Genomic DNA, 20688 nt, shown 5'->3' on the forward strand with positions numbered 1-20688 from the left:
GGCATAAAGATGCACGCTGTGGGGAGAGGGTTCAAGGCCAACGTCCAAACGGACGTTGGCCTTGGTGTACCGGCCTCAGCCGCGGTGACGACCGCGGAAGTAGTTGATCAGGCCCTGGGTCGACGCATCGTCAGCCAGGGTTTCTTCGGCGCCGGTCAGGCGGTTGTAGACACCTTTGCCCAGCTCTTTGCCCAGCTCCACGCCCCATTGGTCGAAGGCGTTGATGCCCCAAACCACGCTTTGTACAAACACTTTGTGTTCATACATGGCGACCAGTGCGCCCAAGCGACGTGGGCTGATGCGCTCGACCACGATGGTGTTGCTCGGACGGTTGCCCGGGATCACCTTGTGAGGCGCCAGCTTCTGCACTTCGGCTTCCGGCAGGCCTTTTTCGCGCAACTCAGCCTCGGCTTCACTGCGGGTCTTGCCGAGCATCAGTGCCTGGCTCTGGGACAGGCAGTTGGCGTACAGCCACTGGTGATGGTCGGACACCGGGTTGAAGCTGACGATCGGCACAATGAAGTCGGCCGGGATCAGTTGAGTCCCCTGGTGCAGTAACTGGTGGTAAGCATGCTGACCGTTGCAACCTACGCCACCCCAGATCACCGGGCCCGTATCGGTGGACACCGGTGTGCCGTCCTGGCGCACGCTTTTGCCGTTGGACTCCATGTCCAGCTGTTGCAAGTGTTTGGTGATGTTACGCAGGTAGTGGTCATACGGCAGGATCGCATGGCTCTGCGCACCCCAGAAGTTGCCGTACCACACGCCCAGCAGGCCCAGCAGCACCGGCATGTTTTGCTCGAACGGCGCGTTCTGGAAGTGCTGGTCCATGGTGTAGGCACCGGACAACAGCTCTTTGAAGTTGGACATGCCGATGGCCAGAGCGATTGGCAAGCCAATGGCCGACCACAGCGAGTAACGGCCGCCGACCCAGTCCCACATCGGGAAGATGTTTTCTTCACGGATACCGAACGCCACGGCCGCCGCGTTGTTGCTCGATACGGCGATAAAGTGACGGTACAGTTCGGCTTCCGAGCCACCCTGGGCCAGGTACCAGGCGCGGGCGGCCTGGGCGTTTTTCAGGGTTTCGAGGGTGTTGAAGGATTTGGACGAAACGATAAACAGCGTGGTCTCGGCGCGCAGCTTCTGGGTCAGTTCGTGGAACTCGCTGCCGTCGATGTTTGCCAGGTAGTGGCAGCGCACGCCTTTGTGGGCGTAGGACAGCAATGCCTCGGAGACCAGCTCCGGGCCGAGGAACGAACCACCGATGCCGATATTCACTACGTCAGTGATCGGCTTCTCGGTGTAACCACGCCACAGGCCGTCGTGGATGCGGCCGACCAGGTCAGTGATCTGGTTCAGCACCTTGTGCACGTCCGGCATGATGTTTACGCCGTTGACCGACAGCTTGTCGCCCACTGGGCGGCGCAGCGCCGTGTGCAGGGCGGGGCGACCTTCGGAAGAGTTGACCGGCTCGCCTGCGTACAGCGCGTCAATCGCGGCTTTAAGGTTGACTTCTTTGGCCAGGCCCACCAGCAGGTCACGGGTTTCGCTGGTGATCAGGTTTTTCGAGTAATCGAGGAAAAGCCCGCAGCTGCTCAAGGTGAACTGGGAAAAGCGCTGGGGATCGGCATTGAACGCGTCGCGCATGCTGAAATCCTGCATGGCTTGGCGATGTTGATTGAGCGCTTGCCAAGCGGGCAGAGCGGTAACGTCATGAGGAGTGCGGTAGTACGCCATCGCTGCGGGTTTCCTTTTATTACGGGGACTTGCCTTTAGGACACTTCTAAATCCGGAACGTTGAGTCTTTCATCAGGCGTTTGAGTCCGGTCAGCGCCAACAATGGCGCAGGACGATTACATTAAACCTAGCGTGTCGATATGTCTTGGCTTTGTCTGCGCTGTTGCCGGTACTTTTTTATACCGGCACAGCGATCAGGGCAACAGGCGAAGTGCCTGGCGGGGTCAGTTGAGGGTCAAATGCAGGTTGTCGATCAGGCGTGTCGCACCCAGATAGGCCGCCACGAGGATGACGATATCCCGATCCTCAGGCGTGGCCGCACGCAGGTGCACGCCTTGGCGCACTTCCAGGTAATCCATGCGCAGCCCGGCAGCTTCAATCTGCGCGATCTGCTCGGCACGCAGCTTGGCGAAATCCTGCTCGCCGCCTTTTATAGCCGCCGCAATCTGGCTGAGGCTGCGGTAGAGCACCGGCGCAATCGCGCGCTGTTCTTCGTTGAGGTAGCCGTTGCGTGACGACAGCGCCAGGCCGTCGGCGGCACGCACGGTGGGCTCGCCGATGATCTGGATGGGCATGTTCAAGTCATGCACCATGGCGCGGATGACCGCCAGTTGCTGATAGTCCTTCTGGCCAAATACGGCCATGTCCGGCTGGACCATGTTGAACAGCTTGCTCACCACCGTCGCCACACCTTCGAAGTGCCCGGGTCGGCTGGCACCGCACAGGCCCTCGGACAGTTGCGGAACGCTGACGCGGGTTTGGCCGGTCATGCCGCCGGGGTACATTTCGTCAACGGTGGGCGCAAACAACAGGTTGCAACCGGCTTGCAGCAGCTTTTCCTGGTCGGCAGCCAGCGTGCGCGGGTACTTGTCCAGGTCTTCGCCTGCGCCGAACTGCAACGGGTTGACGAAAATGCTCGCCACCACAAAGTCCGATTGCTGTGCGGCCTTGGTCACCAAGGTGGCGTGGCCGCTGTGCAGGTTGCCCATGGTGGGCACAAAGCCAATGCGTTTGCCGGCACTGCGCGCGTGGGCGACGGCGGCGCGTAGTTCTCTTACGGTTTTAACGGTGTTCATGCAGAGAACCCATGTTCTTCGCCAGGGAACGTCACGGCTTTGACTTCACTCACGTAGGCGGCCAGGGCTGCCTGGATGCTGTCCTGGCCTGCCATGAAGTTTTTCACGAATTTGGGCGCACGGCCGGTCAGCGACAGGCCGAGCATGTCGTGTACCACCAGCACTTGGCCGTCGGTGGCCGAGCCTGCGCCAATGCCGATCACCGGCACTTTGACTGCCTGGGTAATTTCGGCCGCCAGTTCGCTGGGCACGCATTCGAGCAGGATCATCGCGGCGCCGGCTTGCTCCAGGGCAATGGCATCCGCACGCATCTGGCGCGCCTGGGCTTCATTGCGGCCTTGCACCTTGTAGCCGCCGAAGATGTTCACCGACTGCGGCGTCAGGCCCATGTGCACGCACACTGGAACGCCGCGCTCAGCCAGCAGCCGGATCGACTCCGCCAGCCATACCGCGCCTTCGACTTTGATCATGTGTGCACCGGCTTGCATCAGCTTGCCGGCGTTCTGGAAGGTTTGTTCAAGGGTGGCGTAACCCATGAACGGCAGGTCAGCGATGATGAAGGCGCCGTTGTTACCGCGTTTGACGCTGGCCGTGTGGTACGCAAGTTCGTCAGTGGTGACCGGCAGGGTGCTGTCATTCCCTTGAAGAACCATGCCCAGTGAATCGCCAATCAACAGCACTTCAACCCCGGCCTCACAGCTGGCGTGGGCGAAGGTGGCGTCATAGCAGGTCAGCATGGTGATTTTTTCACCTTTGAGCTTCAGGCTCTGCAAGGTGGTCAGGGTAATGTCTGGCATGGAAAGGGTCCTCGTTCAGGCGCTTGGAAACAGCGAGTAACGCGCGTGAGTCTTCGTTTATACAGGCGCACTGTCTTGAGAGCAGTGCTTATAAGGCCTGGATTGCGCCCTTCAGCGCCGGGTTGGCGGCAGCGGGACGCCTATAGTCGTGATGAGGACACGGGAAGTCAATTGGATGTGTTACCGCATTGTTACGAGTGGGGTGTTACCCCTGTTACGGGTGGGAGCTGGCGTGCCTGCGATGGCAGCATCGCGCAATAGCGGGTGTACCGAGTTGCCCGCATCGCAGGCAAGCCGGGTCCCACATTGACCGAGTCAGTCTCGGGGCACGCGCTCCAGGCCAACAAACGGGCAGGCGGCCAGCAAGTCGCTAAGTGTTTGGCCATTGGGCAGTTGCAGGTCGGCGGGTGCCAGCTCTGCCAGCGGGTACAGCACAAACGCGCGCAAATGCATCTGATAGTGCGGCACCTTCAGCCGCGGCGTGTCGATCAGGCGGTCGCCAAACAACAGGATATCCAGGTCCAGGGTGCGCGGGCCCCAGCGTTCAAGGCGCTCGCGGCCCTGGTCGTTCTCGATGGTTTGCAGGGCATCGAGTAAATCCAGTGGCGCAAGATCGCTGTCCAGGGCGGCGACCGCATTGGTGTAGCGCGGTTGGCCCGGGAGCAGGGAGTCACTTTGATAGAACGCCGACACGCCAACGAGGGCCGTGCCGGGCAATTGCGCCAGGGCTTCGACAGCGCTGCGCAATTGCTGGTCCGGGGCAGCCAGGTTGCTGCCCATGCCAATGTAGACACGTTCCACGTTTATTCGCCCGCAGCGCCCGAGGCATCGGCCGCGCTGCGTTTGCGCTTGGTGCCGCTGCGACGACGTTTTTTCGGGCCAGTGCCTTCGCCATCGCCTTTGCTGCCGAGGTCGCGAATCATGTCGCGGCGCTGGCTGTCATTGGCATCCTGGTAGTCGGTCCACCATTCGCCCAGGCCGTCGGTCTGCTCGCCGGCGCTTTCGCGCAGCAGCAGGAAGTCGTAACCGGCACGGAAGCGCGGGTTGTCCAGCAACAGGTCGGCGCGCTTGCCACTGCGGCGTGGCAGGCGCTCCTGCATGTCCCAGATCTCGCGGATCGGCATGGTGAAGCGTTTGGGAATGGCGATGCGCTGGCACTGCTCGGCGATCAGCTCATGTGCGGCTTCCTGCATGGCCGGAATCGGCGGCATGCCACGGTCTTGCAGGCGCAATACGCGCTTGGGCAGGGCAGGCCACAGCAGGGCGGCAAACAGGAACGCCGGCGTTACCGGTTTGTTCTGCTTGATGCGCAAGTCGGTGTTGATCAACGCTTCGCTGATCAGCGTGTGGGTGTACGTGGGGTTGTATTCCAGTGCCTCGGCGCTGGCCGGGAACAGCGGGTCGAACAGTTGCAGGTCGACCAGCATTTCGAACGTATCGGCGGCATAACCCGAGAGGAACAACTTCAGCACTTCTTCGAACAGGCGTGCCGAAGGAATTTCCCGCAGCATCGGCGCCAGCTCGCGAATCGGCGCGGCGGTGTGTTTCTCGATGCCGAAGTTCAGCTTGGCGGCAAAGCGCACGGCGCGCAGCATGCGTACCGGGTCTTCCTGGTAACGCTGCGTCGGGTCGCCGATCAGGCGGATCAGGTTGTTGCGAATGTCGTGTACGCCGTTGGCGTAATCGAGAATGCGCTCGCTGACCGGGTCGTAATACAGGGCGTTGATGGTGAAGTCGCGGCGCTGCGCGTCTTCTTCCAAGGTGCCGTACACGTTGTCACGCAGGATGCGGCCGCTCTCGTTGCGGGAAGACTGATTGGTGTCTTCCTCATCATCGTTTTGCGGATGGCCTGCGCGGAACGTCGCGACCTCGATGATTTCGCGACCAAAGTGGATATGCACCAACTTGAAGCGGCGACCGATGATTCGCGCATTGCGAAACTCGGCACGCACCTGCTCCGGCGTGGCGCTGGTGGCGACGTCGAAATCCTTGGGCGTGATATTGAGCAGCATGTCACGTACGCAGCCGCCCACCAGATAAGCCTGGTAGCCGGCGTTCTGCAAACGTTCGACGATGTTCACTGCATAGCGGCTGAATTGAGCGCGCTGCAATGAATGCTGATTGCTGTTAAGCACTTCAGGCGTGCTGCGAATGTGTTGCGTACGACGCAAGGGGGAACGGAATGACTGGAACAACTTCTTCAGCATGGGATGCACTGTTTGAAGGAATGTTCGGCCATAACGAAGAATGACCGCATGATGGGCCGGGATTCTAGCATTTAGTCGAGGGATGGTGTAGGAACAAGCTGCAAGGCTTGAGCCAGAAGCTTAAAGAAGGGTGTGAGCGGGTCAAATGCCGGAAACTACAAGGGGAGCCGAAGCTCCCCCAGAAGTAGTTGCGTGCTCTATTTTTATTATGGTTGCGGGCTTTTTGTTTTTGTTGATCGCCCTCGCCATGAAGTTTCACCTTCATGACACTCCCAATAGGGAGCCAAGAGCAAACGGATTGCTTTGGTCGCTGTGTTGCTGATCTACGATCCAACCAGTTCAGGCTCTGCCTTAGGGCAGTTTTTGTTGTTCTCGGCCTGGTTGCGGGGCAAGCCCCAAATGCAACGCCTCTCCAAAAGAATCAGTTAGCTGCGCCTCCGCCGTGTTGTTTTTGTTATGCGTGAGTCGATTCGTCTTATTTTTATTGTCTTGTACAAAGCTTGTTATTGTTTTTGTACTAAGCATATAGCAGGGTGCGTGCCAACTTTTGTGCCGCCCAGCAAAACCGGGGGTTTGAGCTGGTTCTGGCTTTTGGAAGGGCGAAAAAAAGCCGGGGCTTCGTTACCGTAAGCCCCGGCTTCTGTTACGTGAAAAAGCTGCGGTAACAGTTTTTTCACATCTGAGGGTGTTACCTGTGGGGGTGCGCCCTCAGCTTTCGCTGGCCACCCCGGTCTTGCGCCGTGGAATGCCCAGGCGTTGGCGCCGTTCCCACAGGCATTTGCGACTTACGCCCAGCTTGCGAGCCAGCTCGGTCTCGGTCATATGGTCCTGATGCTCAAGCACGAAGTGCTGGAAGTAGTCTTCCAGTGACAGGTCTTCGGTCGGCTCATGGCTGGTATTGCTGCCACCGCCCTGTTGCGGGGCCAGGCCGATGAAGTCGTCGTCTTCCAGGTCGCTCAGCTCGATATCGATACCCAGCAGCTCGGCAGAAATTTCCGGGCTCTCCGACAGAATCACCGCACGCTCGACCGCGTTCTCCAGTTCGCGGACGTTACCCGGCCACGAGTAATGCCGAATCGCCTGCTCGGCGTCGGCGGCAAACTTGAGGTCGGTACGGTTGATGCGCGCGCTCTGGCGCAGCAGAAACGCGCTGGCGATCTCATTCACGTCGGCGCCACGCTCGCGCAAGGCCGGCAGCTTGAGGGCGATTACGTGCAGGCGGTAATACAAGTCTTCCCGGAACTGGCCGATCTTGGCCAGGCTCTTGAGGTCACGGTGGGTCGCGGCGATCAGGCGCACATCGACCTTCTGTGATTGCACCGAACCGACACGGCGAATCTCGCCTTCCTGCAACACGCGCAGCAAGCGCGCCTGGGCTTCCAGGGGCAGTTCGCCAATTTCGTCGAGGAACAAGGTGCCGCCGTCCGCCGCTTCGACCAACCCCGCACGCCCGGCGCTGGCGCCGGTAAATGCGCCTTTCTCGTGCCCGAACAGTTCGGACTCGATCAGGGATTCGGGAATCGCCGCGCAGTTCACCGAAATCATCGGCGCTTTGGCACGTTTGGACAGGTTGTGCAGGGCGCGGGCCACCAGCTCTTTACCGGTGCCCGACTCGCCCTGGATCAATACATTGGAGTCGGTCGGCGCCACTTTGCGGATCTTGCTGTACAGATCCTGCATCGGTGGGCAGGAGCCGATGATGCCGATCTCGCCATTGCTGTTGTCGACCCCCGGCTTCTCGGCAGCCTTGCCGGCAGGACGCTGTTCGGCCGGCGCACTGCCAGCCGACTGACGGTCACGCAGAATGCGCGCCACGGCCTGGAGCATTTCGTCGTGATCGAAAGGCTTGGCGATGTAGTCCACCGCGCCCATCTTCATCGAGTCCACCGCCGAGCGCAGGCTGGCGTAGCTGGTCATGATCAGCACGGGCGTGCCCTGGCCAAGCTTGATCAGCTCGGTCCCCGGCGCGCCCGGCAGGCGCAGGTCGCTGACAATCAGGTCGAACGTGGGAATGCTGAAACGCTCTTGGGCTTCCTGCACCGAGCCGGCTTCGCTGACCTGGTACTGATTACGTTCAAGCAGGCGACGCAAGGCAGAGCGGATAATGGTTTCGTCTTCGACGATCAAAATGTGCGGCATTGATTCAATTCTCTCGACGGTCTCAGTTCACAGCGGACGTCGCTTCGACATGACGCGGCAAGGTCACCCGAATACGGGTGCCGCGTTGGCTTTCGGTGTCAGCCGGGCTGTCGATGGTGATTTGTCCATAATGCTCTTCAACGATGGAATAGACCAGTGCAAGGCCCAGACCGGTACCTTCACCCGGGTCCTTGGTGGTGAAGAAAGGTTCGAACAATCGATCCATGATGTTCTGTGGAATACCGCTGCCTTCGTCCTCCACGATCAGGTCGACCGTGTGCTCGAAAGCCTCGCTCTTGACGCGTACCGCACTGCCGGCGGGCGTTGCGTCACGGGCGTTTGAAAGCAGGTTGATCAGCACCTGCGCCAAGCGTTGGGAGTCGCCGTCAACCCAGTGGTCCGGGTCGCACAGGTTAAAAAACTGTACTTCGAAATTGCGCCGGTTCAAGGCCAGCAGCCCAATGGCATCCTGCGCCACTTCCGCCAGGCACACCGCTTCGTCATGGTTCTGATGCGCGCCGGCGTGGGCGAAGCTCATCAGCGACTGCACGATGCGTGACACGCGCTTGGTCTGCTCGAGGATCTGCCCGCTGATTTCGGTGATTTCAGCGTCTTCTTCGCGCTCTTCCCGCAGGTTTTGCGCCAGGCACGCGATACCGGTGATCGGGTTGCCGATTTCATGGGCCACACCCGCAGCCAGGCGACCGATGCTGGCCAGGCGTTCGGAGTGCACCAGCTTGTCTTCGAGCATCTGGGTTTCGGTCAGGTCCTCCACCAGCAGCACCAGGCCACTGTTGCCCGGCGCCAGCGGCTCGTCGATCGCCGCTTTGTGCAGATTGAGCCAGCGGGTCTGGCCGTCCAGCGCCAGGTGCTGTTTGTGCAAGTGCTCGTCGGGCAGGTTGATAAAGCCTTGCAACAGTTCTTTCCAAGGGTCGCCCAAGGTATTCAGGCGCGAACCCACAACACGTTGTGCGGCGATGCCGGTGAGTTCTTCCATCGCCTTGTTCCACATCAGGATCTCTTGATCCTTGGCCAGGGAACACACGCCCATCGGCAGTTCCTGAAGGGTTTGACGGTGATAGCGGCGCAGGGCATCGAGTTCGGCGGCGAGACCGGTGAGGCGTGAGTGGTAATCCTCCAGCCGGCTCTCGATGAAATGGATGTCTTCGGTGACGTAGTTTTCGCCGCCGGCCTTGTAGGGCAAGAAGGTTTCCACCATGTCCTGGGACACGCTCGGTCCCATCAGGCCGGACAGGTTGGCCTCAATGCGGTCGCGCAAACGGCGCAGGGCGTAGGGCCGGCGCTCGTCAAACGGCAGGTAAAGGTCGCGCAGTGCCTGCTCGACTTCCTTTTGCGCAGCCTTGGCGCCCAGCGGCTTGGCCAGTTGGGTGGCGAACTCTTGCGGTGAGGCGGCGTGCAGCTCGCGGCGTTGCGGGCGGCGCACGTTGTCCACCGCGCAGGCTTCGGCGGCGCTGGTTTCTTCGGGGCTGGCGTTGGTGAACAGCGAGATCAGGGTAAACATCAGCACGTTGGCGGCCAACGAGGCGATCGCTGCCATGTGCCAACTGGTGTCATCCAGCACGTAGATCATGTTCAGCAGCGGAATGTAGAAACCCTGCAGGTTGCCGACCAGCGGCAGCAGCATGGTCACCATCCACACCAGAATGCCTGCCAGCAGCCCGGCGATAAAGCCGCGACGGTTGGCGGTTGGCCAGTACAGCACCGACAACACACCCGGCAAGAACTGCAAGGTCGCTACAAACGCGACGATGCCGAGGTTGGCCAGATCTTGCCCAGCGCCCAGCAGCAGGTAGAAGCCATAGCCGGCCATGATGATGGCGACGATCAGCGCGCGGCGCGTCCATTTCAGCCAGCGGTAGATATTACCTTCGGCTGGCGGCTGATACAGCGGCAGCACCAGGTGATTGAGCGCCATGCCGGAGAGTGCCAGCGTGGTGACGATGATCAAGCCACTGGCCGCCGACAAACCGCCTACGTAAGCCAGCAATGCCAGGGATTTGCTGTTGGCGGCAATACCGACGCCAAGGGTGAAGTATTCGGGGTTGGTGGTGGCGCCGAGCTTGAGGCCGGCCCACAGGATCAGCGGCACCGCCAGGCTCATCAGCAGCAGGAATAACGGCAAACCCCAGCTGGCGCTGACCAATGAGCGCGGGTTGAGGTTCTCGGTGAAGGTCATGTGGTACATGTGCGGCATCACGATGGCCGAGGCAAAGAACACCAGCAGCAGCGTGCGCCATGGGCCTTCCTGCAACGGCGTGTGCAAAGCGGCGAGGGCGGTCTGGTTTTGCAGCAACCACAACTCCAACTGTTGCGGCCCGTCGAATACGCCATACAGCGCATACAGGCCGACACCGCCGATGGCGATCAGCTTGATCACCGACTCAAAGGCAATCGCAAACACCAGGCCTTCGTGTTTTTCGCGGGTGGCGATATGGCGTGAACCGAAGAAAATCGTGAACAGCGTGATCAGTGCGCAGAAGGCCAGGGCAACGCGGTGCTGCACCGGTTCGCGGGTGAGGATGCTGATGGAGTCCGCCACCGCCTGGATCTGCAGGGCCAGCAACGGCAGCACGCCGATCAGCATAAAGATCGTGGTCAGCGCGCCGGCCCAGGTGCTGCGAAAGCGGAAGGCAAACAAGTCCGCCAGGGACGACAGTTGATAGGTGCGGGTGATTTTCAGGATCGGGTACAGCAACACCGGCGCCAGCAGGAACGCGCCGGACACGCCCAGGTAGCTGGACAGAAAGCCGTAGCCATACTGATAGGCCAGCCCCACCGTGCCATAAAATGCCCAGGCGCTGGCGTAGACGCCCAGGGACAAGGTGTAGGTCAACGGATGGCGAATGATCGCCCGCGGAATCATTCCACGCTCACTGATCCAGGCAACCCCGAACAACGCGGCCAGGTAGGCGGCGCTGATCAGCAGCATCTGGGTGAGGCTAAAGCTCATCGGCATCTTTTTGGCTCTGCAGGATGAAGGTCACGACGATCAGGATCAACCACAGCAGATAAGGGCGATACCAGGCGCCCGTGGCGTCGATCCACCAATCCATGATGGCCGGGGAAAACAGGTAGATCCCGACGACCAGCAGCAGGACCAATCGATAGATGTACATGTTGGCCTCTGATTAAAAAACTGCCGCGATGGTAACGGATGCTTGGCAAGCTGCAAGCGCCTTCAGCTCAATTGCGCTTCGGCCAGCGTGAGTGTGCGCGGAATCTGGCTGGCGTCCCAGTGTGCAATGCCCCAATCCAGCAGTTCCCGTGGGCTGGCGTGCAGCATTTCGCTGCCGGGTTGCTGGCCGAGGGCGCGCAACGCTCTCAATAGCAAAGGTGTGGCCTGGTCGGGTGTCAACGGCGGCGAGCGGTAGGATTTGCCCAGCTTGTTGCCGTCCGGCTGGGTGATCAGCGGCACGTGCAGGTAGCGCGGTTGGCGCAGACCCAGCAGTTCCTGCAGGTAAAGCTGGCGCGGCGTGGAATCGAGCAGGTCGGCGCCGCGCACGATGTCGGTGACACCTTGCCAGGCATCGTCGAGTACCACTGCCAGTTGGTAGGCATACAGGCCATCGCGACGGCGGATGATGAAATCGCCCACATCACGGCCCAGGTGCTGTCGGAATTCGCCTTGCACGCGGTCGGTAAAGTGATACTCCAGCTCCGGAACGCGCAGGCGGATCGCCGCGTCTTGCTGATCGTGCCCGAGGTTTCGGCACAGGCCTGGATAGATCCCGTGGTAGGGCTCCAATTGTTTACGCGAGCAGGTACAGGCGTAAGCCAGGCCGTGGTTGAACATGTCGTTCAAGACTTTGGCGTAGGCATCATGCCGCTCGCTTTGCCGGACCAGTTCCCCATCCCATTCAAAGCCATAGCTTTCCAGGGCGTGCAGGATCGCCGCCTGGGCGCCGGGTTCTTCGCGGGGTGGGTCGAGGTCTTCCATGCGCATCAGCCAGCGGCCGTGATTGGCGCGGGCATCGAGGTAGGAGGCGAGGGCGGCAACCAGCGAACCGAAGTGCAGGTGGCCGCTGGGCGTGGGGGCGAAACGCCCGATATAAGTAGAGGCTGTCATGGGCCGGATACTACTGGAAAACCGCTGAACGCCAGAAACAAAAATGGAGCGTTTGCACGCCCCATTTTTTGTTTGTCGCGTTCAGCCCGGCAGGGTTACTTGCCGACCTGTTTTTCCTTGATTTCAGCCAAGGTCTTGCAGTCTACGCACAGGTCCGCGGTTGGGCGGGCTTCCAGGCGGCGAATACCAATCTCGACGCCGCAGGATTCGCACCAGCCGTATTCCTCGTCCTTGATCAGTTGCAGGGTCTTGTCGATCTTCTTGATCAGCTTGCGCTCTCGATCACGCGCTCGCAGTTCAAGGGCGAACTCTTCTTCCTGGCTCGCACGGTCGGCCGGATCAGGAAAGTTGGCTGCTTCGTCCTTCATGTGGTCAACGGTACGATCAACCTCCTGCATCAAGTCCTGTTTCCACTTGTTCAGGATCTTGGTGAAGTGCTCGCGCATGGGCTCGCCCATGTACTCCTCGCCCTTTTTTTCCACATAGGGTTCGAAGCCGCCGAGGCCTTGAGTCTGCTGTTGCTTTGCTTGGGTGGACATGAATAGACCGCCTCTCACTCTTCTAATCCATTGCGCAGGATTGCAACGTCACCGACACCTGCCGGCCCTGCGGCTGCAAGCGGGCGAACTTACCAGATAGATTCGGGGTGCGCCACTCCCGGTTGTCGAGGCCCAACGTGGCAGGCTTGCAAACTGTCATGGCCCGCCATGGCTGGGTATAGCGTGTCTCGAATGTTGATTTTAGTCGTTTTGCAGGCGCTTGCCCGGTTCAGCACGGAGGACCGAGCAGGCAATAGAGCATGTTTTACCGCGCGGGTTCGGTAGAATCCGAATTTTGTCCTCACCGTTTAAGGAAGGCTAATGGCTCAGCCCTACAGTGCGCGCAGTCGCGCCATCGAACCTTTTCACGTTATGGCGTTACTGGCGCGAGCCAATGAGCTGCAGGCGGCTGGCCATGATGTTATCCACCTGGAGATCGGCGAGCCGGATTTCACCACGGCCGAGCCGATTATCCAGGCTGGCCAGGCCGCGCTGGCCAACGGCAAGACGCGCTATACCGCGGCCCGTGGGCTGCCCGAACTGCGCCAGGCCATCAGTGGTTTTTACCAGCAGCGCTACCGCCTGAGCGTCGACCCCGAGCGCATTCTGATCACGCCCGGTGGCTCTGGCGCGTTGCTGCTGGCCAGCAGCCTGCTGGTCGATCCGGGCAAGCACTGGCTGTTGGCCGACCCAGGCTACCCGTGTAACCGACATTTCCTGCGGCTGGTGGAAGGCGCGGCGCAGTTGGTGCCGGTTGGCCCGGACGTGCGCTACCAATTGACCGCTGAGCTGGTGGCCAAACACTGGAATGCAGACAGCGTTGGCGCGCTGGTGGCCTCACCAGCCAACCCGACCGGCACCATTCTGACCCGCGACGAACTGGCGGGGTTGTCGAGTGCAATCAAGGCGCGTAACGGCCATTTGGTGGTGGACGAGATCTATCACGGCCTCACCTACGGCACCGATGCCGCCAGCGTGCTGGAAGTCGACGACGATGCCTTCGTCTTAAATAGTTTTTCGAAGTATTTCGGCATGACCGGCTGGCGCCTCGGCTGGCTGGTGGCGCCCCCGGCGGCAGTGGGCGAATTGGAGAAGTTGGCGCAGAACCTCTACATCAGCGCGCCGAGCATGGCCCAATACGCGGCGCTGGCGTGTTTCACCGAGCAAACCCTGAGTATTCTGGAAGAGCGCCGCGCCGAGTTCGGGCGCCGCCGGGATTTCCTGCTGCCAGCCTTGCGCGAGTTGGGTTTCGGCATCGCCGTAGAGCCCGAAGGCGCGTTCTACTTGTACGCCGATATCAGCGCGTTCGGTGGTGATGCCTTCGCGTTTTGCCGTCATTTCCTTGAAACCGAGCATGTGGCGTTTACGCCGGGCCTGGATTTTGGTCGTTATCAGGCCGGCCATCATGTGCGTTTTGCCTACACGCAAAACCTCGATCGGCTACAGGAAGCGGTGGAACGCATCGCCCGTGGCTTGCGGAGCTGGCAAGGCTGATGCGCTTTCATCCTCCCCTCGAAGAAGGGCGGCTGATCCGCCGCTACAAGCGCTTTCTCACCGATATCGAAACGCTGACCGGCGAGTTGCTGACCATTCACTGCCCCAACACCGGCTCTATGCTCAATTGCATGGTGGAGGGCGGCCAGGTCTGGTTCAGTCGCTCCACAGACCCCAAGCGCAAGTTGCCGGGCACCTGGGAAATTGCCGAAACCCCCCAAGGCCGGCTGGCATGCGTCAACACCGCGCGTGCCAACCAACTGGTGGAGGAGGCGTTGCGTGCCGGGGTGATCACTGAACTCAACGGTTTTACCGCCTTGAAGCGCGAAGTGCCTTACGGCCAGGAAAAAAGCCGTATCGATTTTCGCCTGGAGTACCCACACGGCGCGGCGTATGTGGAGGTCAAGAGCGTCACCTTGGGCTTTGATGGCTCGCCGGTGGCAGCGTTTCCCGACGCGGTGACCCAACGTGGCGCCAAGCATTTGCGCGAGTTGGCACACCTGGCGCGTGAGGGCGTGCGTGCGGTGCAGTTGTATTGCGTGAACCTGTCGGGGATCGACGCTGTACGCCCGGCGGTGGAAATCGATGCGGGCTACGCCGCTGCGCTGCGCGAGGCCAAGGCGGCCGGCGTGGAGGTGTTGGCCTATGGTGCGCGGGTCACGCCGCAGGAAATTATCATCGACCGGCGCCTGGACGTGATGATCGGCGACTAGAGTTGCACCCACAGGCCTTGCGCGTCTTCACGGCCGGGCAGGGCTTTAAGGCTTTGGCCCGCGCACGGCCCTGCGATGCACTCGCCGCTTTCGATCAGGAACAAGGCGCCGTGGGTGGCGCACTGGATCAGGCTGGCGCTGCTGTCCAGGAACTGGTCGGGCTGCCATTCCAGCGGGATGCCGCGATGGGGGCAGCGGTTGAGGTAGAAGTAGGCCACGCCGTCACGGCGCACAGCCAACACTTTGCAACCGTCTATTTCAAAACCACGGCTGCTGTTGGGCGCCAGGGCATCTGAGGGGCAGAGAAGCTTCATAACAATCCTTAAGTGCCTTGACGTTCAAATGCAAACAATTATCAAATGCCGGCTTCGCCCGTTAGCTGATTGGGTGCTCTGTACGATGCCAGACAGGGTTTATCTGTCACATCCATGAGTGCTTGAGTGGCCCCGCCCTTGGAAGGAAACCCTGTTATGCGCCTGAGTACCAGCGCTATTGCGCTTGTTGCCTCACTGCTGGTCAACCACGGGGCGCAAGCCTCTGAACTGCCGCAACGCTGGGTCAGCGCCGGTGGGGCGCTATCGGAATGGGTGACGGCGCTGGGCGGGGAGTCAAAGCTGGTGGGGGTGGATACCACCAGCCAGCATCCAGAATCGCTCAAGGCGTTGCCGAGCATCGGTTATCAGCGGCAACTGTCGGCGGAAGGGATTTTAAGCCTGCGTCCGCAGGTTCTGGTCGGGACTGAAGAGATGGGCCCACCGCCGGTGCTGGCGCAAATTCGCGGCGCGGGCGTGCAGGTGGAGATGTTCTCGGCAGAGCCGGATTTGCCGACCTTGAAAGGCAACCTTCAGCACTTGGGCAAGCTGTTGGGTGATGAAGCCAAGGCCAACGAATTGTTTACCGGATATGAACAAAAGCTGGATCAGCAGCAAGCCTGGGTCACCAAGGCCCAGGCCACGCAAAAGGCACCGGGTGTGCTTTTGTTGCTAGGGCATGCAGGTGGCAAACCGCTGATTGCAGGCAAGGACACGGCCGCCGATTGGATGTTGCAACAGGCGGGCGGGCATAACCTGGCGACCCACACGGGCTATAAGCCGTTTTCGGTGGAGTCGCTGGCCGGGCTGAGCCCTGATGTGCTGGTGTTTGCTGATCGCGCCCTCACTGGCGATGCGGCGCGGGCGGCCTTGTTCAAGGAAAACCCGATTCTGGCGTCGACCCCGGCCGCCAAAAACGGCCGCGTGTTTGAGCTGGACCCGACCCTGCTGGTCGGCGGGCTCGGGCCGCGTCTGCCGCAAAGCCTGGTGCAATTGTCTGCCGGGTTTTATCCGTCCCAGGCTAAACCTGCCCCATGACGACTCTGGTTAAACCGAAAACGCTGTTTATCGGGCTGGCGCTGTTATGCCTTCTGGCAATCTGGCTTTCACTGGCCCTGGGGCCGGTCAGCCTGCCGTTGCTGGATACGCTCAAGGCCGCCTTGCGCCTGATGGGCGTACCGATTGAAGCCCAGGGCCTGGAGCAGGCCGAATTGATCCTGGGGCAGATTCGTTTGCCGCGAACCTTGCTGGGTTTGGCGGTAGGTGGTGTGCTGGCATTGTCGGGTGTGGCGATGCAGGGCTTGTTTCGCAACCCGCTGGCCGATCCGGGGTTGGTCGGTGTGTCCAGCGGCGCGGCGCTCGGGGCGGCGATTGCTATCGTCGGCGGTTCTTTTTTTGGTGGCCTGCCGGATGCGTTCGGGCCTTATCTGCTGTCGTTGTGCGCGTTTCTTGGCGGTTTGGGCGTCACTGCCCTGGTCTATCGCCTGGGGCGCCGCAACGGCCAGACCAACGTTGCAACGATGCTGCTTGCCGGTATCGCGCTTACCGCCCTGGCCAGTTCGGCGGTGGGGTTGTTTACCTATCTGGCCGATGACGCCACCTTGCGCACGCTGACGTTCTGGAATCTTGGCAGCCTCAATGGCGCCAGCTATTCGCGGTTGTGGCCATTGCTGTTGGTGAGCGCCGGTGTGGCGCTGTGGTTGCCGCGCCGTGCAAAAGCCTTGAATGCATTGTTGCTCGGCGAGTCCGAAGCCAATCACCTTGGCATTGATGTTGAAGGGCTCAAGCGTGAACTGGTGTTTTGCACGGCCCTTGGTGTGGGCGCGGCGGTAGCGGCGGCGGGCATGATCGGGTTTGTCGGGCTGGTGGTGCCGCATCTGGTGCGCTTGTTGGCCGGGCCGGATCATCGGGTGTTGTTGCCGGCGTCTGTGCTCGCGGGCGCGAGCCTGTTGCTGTTTGCTGACCTGGTGGCACGCCTGGCGCTGGCGCCGGCTGAACTGCCGATCGGCATCGTGACGGCCTTTATCGGCGCACCGTTTTTTCTTTATTTGTTGCTGCGAGGGCGCGCCTGATGCTGCGAGTAGAAGCGTTGCAGGTTCGGCGTGGCGATAAAACCGTGCTGGCGGATGTCACCCTGGACTTGCTGCCGGGTGAAGTGCTCGGTGTGCTCGGCCCTAACGGAGCAGGCAAGAGCACGCTGCTCGGTGCGTTGTGCGGCGAGCTGAAGCCGGATCAGGGCAAGGTGTGGCTGGATCAGCAAGCCTTGACGGACTGGAGCGGGCCGCAACGTGCCCAACGTTTGGCAGTGTTGCCGCAGACTTCCACGCTGGATTTCGCATTTCGTGTCGAGGAGGTTGTAGGCATGGGCCGCTTGCCCCATCAGACCGGACGCGTGCGTGATGACGAAATCATCGAGGCGGCGCTGCACGCGGCAGACGTGGGCCATTTAAGCGGACGCAGCTACCTGGCGCTGTCGGGTGGTGAACGCCAGCGTGTGCATCTGGCGCGAGTGTTGGCGCAGTTATGGCCGGGGGAAGCCGGGCAGACCCTGCTGTTGGATGAGCCGACCTCGATGCTTGACCCCTTGCACCAACACACGACCCTGCAAGCTATACGTACATTCGCGGATCGCGGCGCTGCGGTGCTGGTGATTCTCCATGACCTGAACCTGGCGGCGCGTTATTGCGACCGAATTCTGTTGCTGGAGCAGGGGCGCCCACACGCGTTGGATACGCCGGCGCAGGTGATGCGGCCCGAGCCACTTAAGGCGGTGTTTGGTTTGGAGGTGCTGGTACAGCCGCACCCGGAGCGTGGGCATCCGTTGATCATTGCGCGCTGAATCGGCTTTTTTACAGGTAAAAAAAGACCCGGCAAGAGCCGGGTCAAATAACCGTGATTAGCCTGATGAGGAGATAATCTGAGAGTCCGAACCAATGGTCTTTCAGTTATCGGCTGATCTCGCGACCAGTTGTGATAATCATAACGATTCTCATTTGAGAGTCAACATCTGTTTTTCAACGATCTGCCGTTTTTCTCAAACACGTGTTCGAACTGCCCATGAACATTGGGGATTCTTGCAGACCTAAATTTTCTGACGCGCTGAAATCGCTTCCAACTGACGGTTCAATGCCTCCTTGCGTTCCGTCGGGATGTCGTTCCAATGCACGTCCATCAAGGCTCCCTCGATTGCATACAGCAGCACTTTCGAGGCCCGAAACCCGCGAGTGCGCACGGCTCGGTAGGCATCGACAGCTCCCAGGCGACGTAAGTCGGACGCGCTGTGGATGCCCACCGCATGCAGCCACTGCGCCGACGTCTTGCCCAGGTTTTTCAGGTGTTGCAGCTCATCGTTCATCAAGCCTCCTTGCGACGGCCGAATGGTGCGGTGGGTATCGTGACCAGGCAAGCCTGAAAAGGAGTGTAGCGCTCAGTAGGAAAAGCGTGGTTCTTTGGTCAGGAACGGCTGAAAAGCTTATAAGAATTTTTAAGGATATTGCCGACAAGCAGGCAGGAGGCGCCGCTACGCGTGAGGCGTAGCTGGGGCCCGAAAGATGAAGTTACTTGGTGCGGTAGCGCAAACGAGTGCCGAAATTGACCGACATGAGGATTTCGTCAGCCGTCAGTTCGGGGGAGAAGTAGGTGCCGGAAATCTGCGCATGGGCCAGGCTGGCGCCTTCCAGCGAGCACTCGCGCAGGTCCAGGCCGCGCAGGTCGGCAGAGCGGAAGTAGGCGTCGGTGAAATCCACGCCCGTGGCGTTCAGGTCACGCAGGTCCAACCCCCGGAAGTCGCCACCACGCATGTCGATGGGGCCGTCTTTGGGGCGTTCCTGGTTGAAGCCGCGGATGTCGTCTTTATGCAGGAGTGCGTAGAGCGGAGTATCAAGAAGCTTGGGCTGACTCATGACGGCGACTCCTGTTGGAATTATGACGCCATTATAGTGCCACTATTGCTCGGTCGTGCACCGAAGATCGGTGACACGACCAAGAAATATTTCTTACAGACCGGGCAGGCGCTGGCGAATGTGTGCCACCAGAGCGTCGAGTGTGCCGCTTTCGTTGGTTTCCACGCGTTTGCTCAGCAGCAGCTCTTCGGCGGTCAGCGGGTCACGGTTGGCCTGCTGTTCTTCGATAATGGTGAGCGTCGCGTCGGAAGGATCGTTTTTATCCGCCTGACGTTGCGCCAGCCAGCTGGCGATAACGGCTTGCGGTGCGTTGCAATCAAGGATCAGGAAGGGCGCACCGGTTGCCTCGGCAATCTTGGCGGCGGCATTGCGTTGTGCGCTTTTCAGGAAGGTCGCGTCCAGCACTACCGGGTAGCCGGCACGCAAGACGGTATCGGCGATTTCGTTGAGCCGAGCGTAGGTGGCAGAGCTGGCTTCGGCGGCGTAGATACCGGCTTGCGGGGTGTTCTCGACCTTTTGTTCGCCAAACAGGCGCTTGCGTTCCACATCCGAACGCAGGCGCACGGCACCCAAGGCTTCCACCAGACGCATGGCCACGTGGCTTTTACCGACGGCCGAAACACCGTGGGTTATCGCCAGGAAGCGCGATGGAATAGTGCTGTAGCTTTCCGCCAGGTTCGCATAGTTGCGGTATTGGCGCAGGGTGGTGGCGCGTTGCACCGGGCTGGCCTCGCTCGGCATGCTGAACAACGCCACCTTGGCGCGCACCAGTGCACGGTAGGCTTTATAGAAGTTCAGCACTTCCAGGCCCTGATAGTCGCCGGTCAGCTCCAGGTACTGGCTGATAAAACGGCGCGCCAGGGATTTGAGGCCGCGGTCTTCCAGGTCCATCGCCAGAAAGGCCGTGTCGGCATACACATCGGTGAAGCGGAACGGCTCGTTGAACTCGATGCAGTCGAAGATCACCACCTGGCCATCGATCAGGGTGGCGTTGCCCAAGTGGATATCACCGTGACACTCACGGGTGAAACCTTCGAGTTTGCGTTGGGCCAGCAGTGGCTTGAGGCGTTCGAAGCTGGCTTCGGCCCAGGCTTGCAGGGCTTCGAGTTGAGCCAGGTCGGCTTTGTCGCTGAGGAACGGGCGGATCTGGTCGAAGTTCTGGCGAACCGGTGCCATCACCTCATCCGGCGTGCCGGCGGGGTGGTCTTGCGGCACTTTCGGCGCAGTAAGGTGGAAGTGCGCAATCTGCTTGGCCATATCATCAATGTGCGCGCTGGTGACCTCGCCATTGGCTTGCAGTGTGCTGAGCAGCTGGCTCTGCGGGAATTGGCGCATTTTCAGCGCGTATTCGATGACCGGGCCATCACCGCCCAATTGCGGGGCTTCGGCGCTGCCGGTGATTGGCAACACGTCAAGATACAAATCTTCGGTCAGGCGCTGATTGAGGCGCAGCTCTTCGCGGCAGAAGTGGCCGCGATCATCCAGTTGGGTGAAATCCAGAAAGCCGAAGTTCATCGGCTTCTTCAGCTTATAAGCATAGGGGCCGGTCAGTATGACCCAGGAAATATGGGTCTCAATGACTTGAAACGCTTCAACCGGATGGGGATACAAAGCCGGGTTTTGCAGGGCAGCGATCAGGGACTGGCTCACGGGCGATCCTTCAAAGTCTGGGGGAAATCATGG

The 20688-nt window shown here is 60.5% G+C and carries 19 protein-coding genes; 5 read left to right on the top strand and 14 right to left on the bottom strand.

The window, feature by feature from the left end:
• Positions 1-75: 75 nt before the first annotated feature.
• The 10 genes from pgi to dksA all read right to left on the bottom strand — a co-directional run bounded on the left by pgi (position 76) and on the right by dksA (position 12585).
• Entirely contained in the window at positions 76-1740 is a 1665-nt protein-coding gene (gene pgi, locus HBO23_RS12010) for a glucose-6-phosphate isomerase (protein WP_017139241.1), read from the bottom strand.
• A 224-nt stretch (positions 1741-1964) separates the two neighbouring features.
• A complete protein-coding gene (gene panC, locus HBO23_RS12015) occupies positions 1965-2816 on the bottom strand; it encodes a pantoate--beta-alanine ligase (RefSeq protein ID WP_017139240.1) in 852 nt (283 codons plus the stop codon).
• On the bottom strand, positions 2813-3613 hold the full coding sequence (gene panB / locus HBO23_RS12020) for a 3-methyl-2-oxobutanoate hydroxymethyltransferase (RefSeq protein ID WP_017139239.1): 801 nt from the start codon (positions 3611-3613) through the stop codon (positions 2813-2815). Before panB ends, panC begins: the two co-directional genes overlap by 4 nt.
• Before the next feature lie 315 nt (positions 3614-3928).
• A complete protein-coding gene (folK, locus tag HBO23_RS12025) occupies positions 3929-4414 on the bottom strand; it encodes a 2-amino-4-hydroxy-6-hydroxymethyldihydropteridine diphosphokinase (protein ID WP_017139238.1) in 486 nt (161 codons plus the stop codon).
• A 2-nt stretch (positions 4415-4416) separates the two neighbouring features.
• Positions 4417-5820 carry a polynucleotide adenylyltransferase PcnB gene (locus HBO23_RS12030; RefSeq protein WP_099547644.1) on the bottom strand — a complete coding sequence of 468 codons (1404 nt, stop codon included), beginning with the start codon at positions 5818-5820 and terminating at the stop codon, positions 4417-4419.
• Positions 5821-6528: 708 nt separating this feature from the next.
• Positions 6529-7959: a sigma-54 dependent transcriptional regulator gene (locus tag HBO23_RS12035; RefSeq protein WP_017139236.1), complete on the bottom strand. Its 1431-nt coding sequence runs from the start codon at positions 7957-7959 to the stop codon at positions 6529-6531.
• A gap of 22 nt (positions 7960-7981) precedes the next feature.
• Positions 7982-10936, bottom strand: coding sequence for a sensor histidine kinase (locus HBO23_RS12040; protein ID WP_017139235.1), 2955 nt, complete (start codon positions 10934-10936; stop codon positions 7982-7984).
• Positions 10920-11096 carry a hypothetical protein gene (locus tag HBO23_RS12045; protein ID WP_003176118.1) on the bottom strand — a complete coding sequence of 59 codons (177 nt, stop codon included), beginning with the start codon at positions 11094-11096 and terminating at the stop codon, positions 10920-10922. Before HBO23_RS12045 ends, HBO23_RS12040 begins: the two co-directional genes overlap by 17 nt.
• 62 nt (positions 11097-11158) lie before the next feature.
• Positions 11159-12046: a tRNA glutamyl-Q(34) synthetase GluQRS gene (gene gluQRS / locus HBO23_RS12050; RefSeq protein WP_099547646.1), complete on the bottom strand. Its 888-nt coding sequence runs from the start codon at positions 12044-12046 to the stop codon at positions 11159-11161.
• A 95-nt stretch (positions 12047-12141) separates the two neighbouring features.
• A complete protein-coding gene (dksA, locus tag HBO23_RS12055) occupies positions 12142-12585 on the bottom strand; it encodes an RNA polymerase-binding protein DksA (protein ID WP_003194150.1) in 444 nt (147 codons plus the stop codon).
• Between the two features lie 321 nt (positions 12586-12906).
• Here dksA and HBO23_RS12060 point away from each other — a divergent pair, with 321 nt between their 5' ends.
• Positions 12907-14079, top strand: a complete 1173-nt coding sequence (locus HBO23_RS12060) for a pyridoxal phosphate-dependent aminotransferase (RefSeq protein ID WP_170038186.1) — start codon at positions 12907-12909, stop codon at positions 14077-14079.
• A complete protein-coding gene (gene sfsA / locus HBO23_RS12065) occupies positions 14079-14792 on the top strand; it encodes a DNA/RNA nuclease SfsA (protein WP_017139231.1) in 714 nt (237 codons plus the stop codon). The genes HBO23_RS12060 and sfsA overlap by 1 nt, the downstream gene beginning before the upstream one ends.
• Here sfsA and HBO23_RS12070 read toward each other — a convergent pair.
• A complete protein-coding gene (locus HBO23_RS12070) occupies positions 14789-15106 on the bottom strand; it encodes a Rieske (2Fe-2S) protein (protein ID WP_017139230.1) in 318 nt (105 codons plus the stop codon). The genes sfsA and HBO23_RS12070 overlap by 4 nt on opposite strands.
• 156 nt (positions 15107-15262) lie before the next feature.
• Here HBO23_RS12070 and HBO23_RS12075 point away from each other — a divergent pair, with 156 nt between their 5' ends.
• From HBO23_RS12075 to HBO23_RS12085, 3 genes are read left to right on the top strand one after another with little or no spacing between them, the layout of a single operon-like run.
• Positions 15263-16141: an ABC transporter substrate-binding protein gene (locus HBO23_RS12075; protein WP_170038188.1), complete on the top strand. Its 879-nt coding sequence runs from the start codon at positions 15263-15265 to the stop codon at positions 16139-16141.
• Positions 16138-17175 carry an iron ABC transporter permease gene (locus tag HBO23_RS12080; protein ID WP_099547649.1) on the top strand — a complete coding sequence of 346 codons (1038 nt, stop codon included), beginning with the start codon at positions 16138-16140 and terminating at the stop codon, positions 17173-17175. The genes HBO23_RS12075 and HBO23_RS12080 overlap by 4 nt, the downstream gene beginning before the upstream one ends.
• Positions 17175-17942: a heme ABC transporter ATP-binding protein gene (locus HBO23_RS12085; protein WP_017139227.1), complete on the top strand. Its 768-nt coding sequence runs from the start codon at positions 17175-17177 to the stop codon at positions 17940-17942. Before HBO23_RS12080 ends, HBO23_RS12085 begins: the two co-directional genes overlap by 1 nt.
• Positions 17943-18185: 243 nt before the next feature.
• On the opposite strand, the gene HBO23_RS12090 is transcribed toward HBO23_RS12085, so the two are convergent.
• From HBO23_RS12090 to HBO23_RS12100, 3 genes are all read right to left on the bottom strand, one after another.
• Positions 18186-18458: a TfoX/Sxy family protein gene (locus HBO23_RS12090; protein ID WP_017139226.1), complete on the bottom strand. Its 273-nt coding sequence runs from the start codon at positions 18456-18458 to the stop codon at positions 18186-18188.
• 202 nt (positions 18459-18660) lie between these two features.
• Positions 18661-19005, bottom strand: a complete 345-nt coding sequence (locus HBO23_RS12095) for a pentapeptide repeat-containing protein (protein WP_017139225.1) — start codon at positions 19003-19005, stop codon at positions 18661-18663.
• 93 nt (positions 19006-19098) lie between these two features.
• On the bottom strand, positions 19099-20655 hold the full coding sequence (locus HBO23_RS12100; RefSeq protein WP_170038190.1) for a bifunctional aminoglycoside phosphotransferase/ATP-binding protein: 1557 nt from the start codon (positions 20653-20655) through the stop codon (positions 19099-19101).
• Between the last annotated feature and the right edge of the window lie 33 nt (positions 20656-20688).

Source organism: Pseudomonas sp. WS 5532, from assembly GCF_012985445.1.
GTDB lineage: Bacteria > Pseudomonadota > Gammaproteobacteria > Pseudomonadales > Pseudomonadaceae > Aquipseudomonas > Aquipseudomonas edaphica.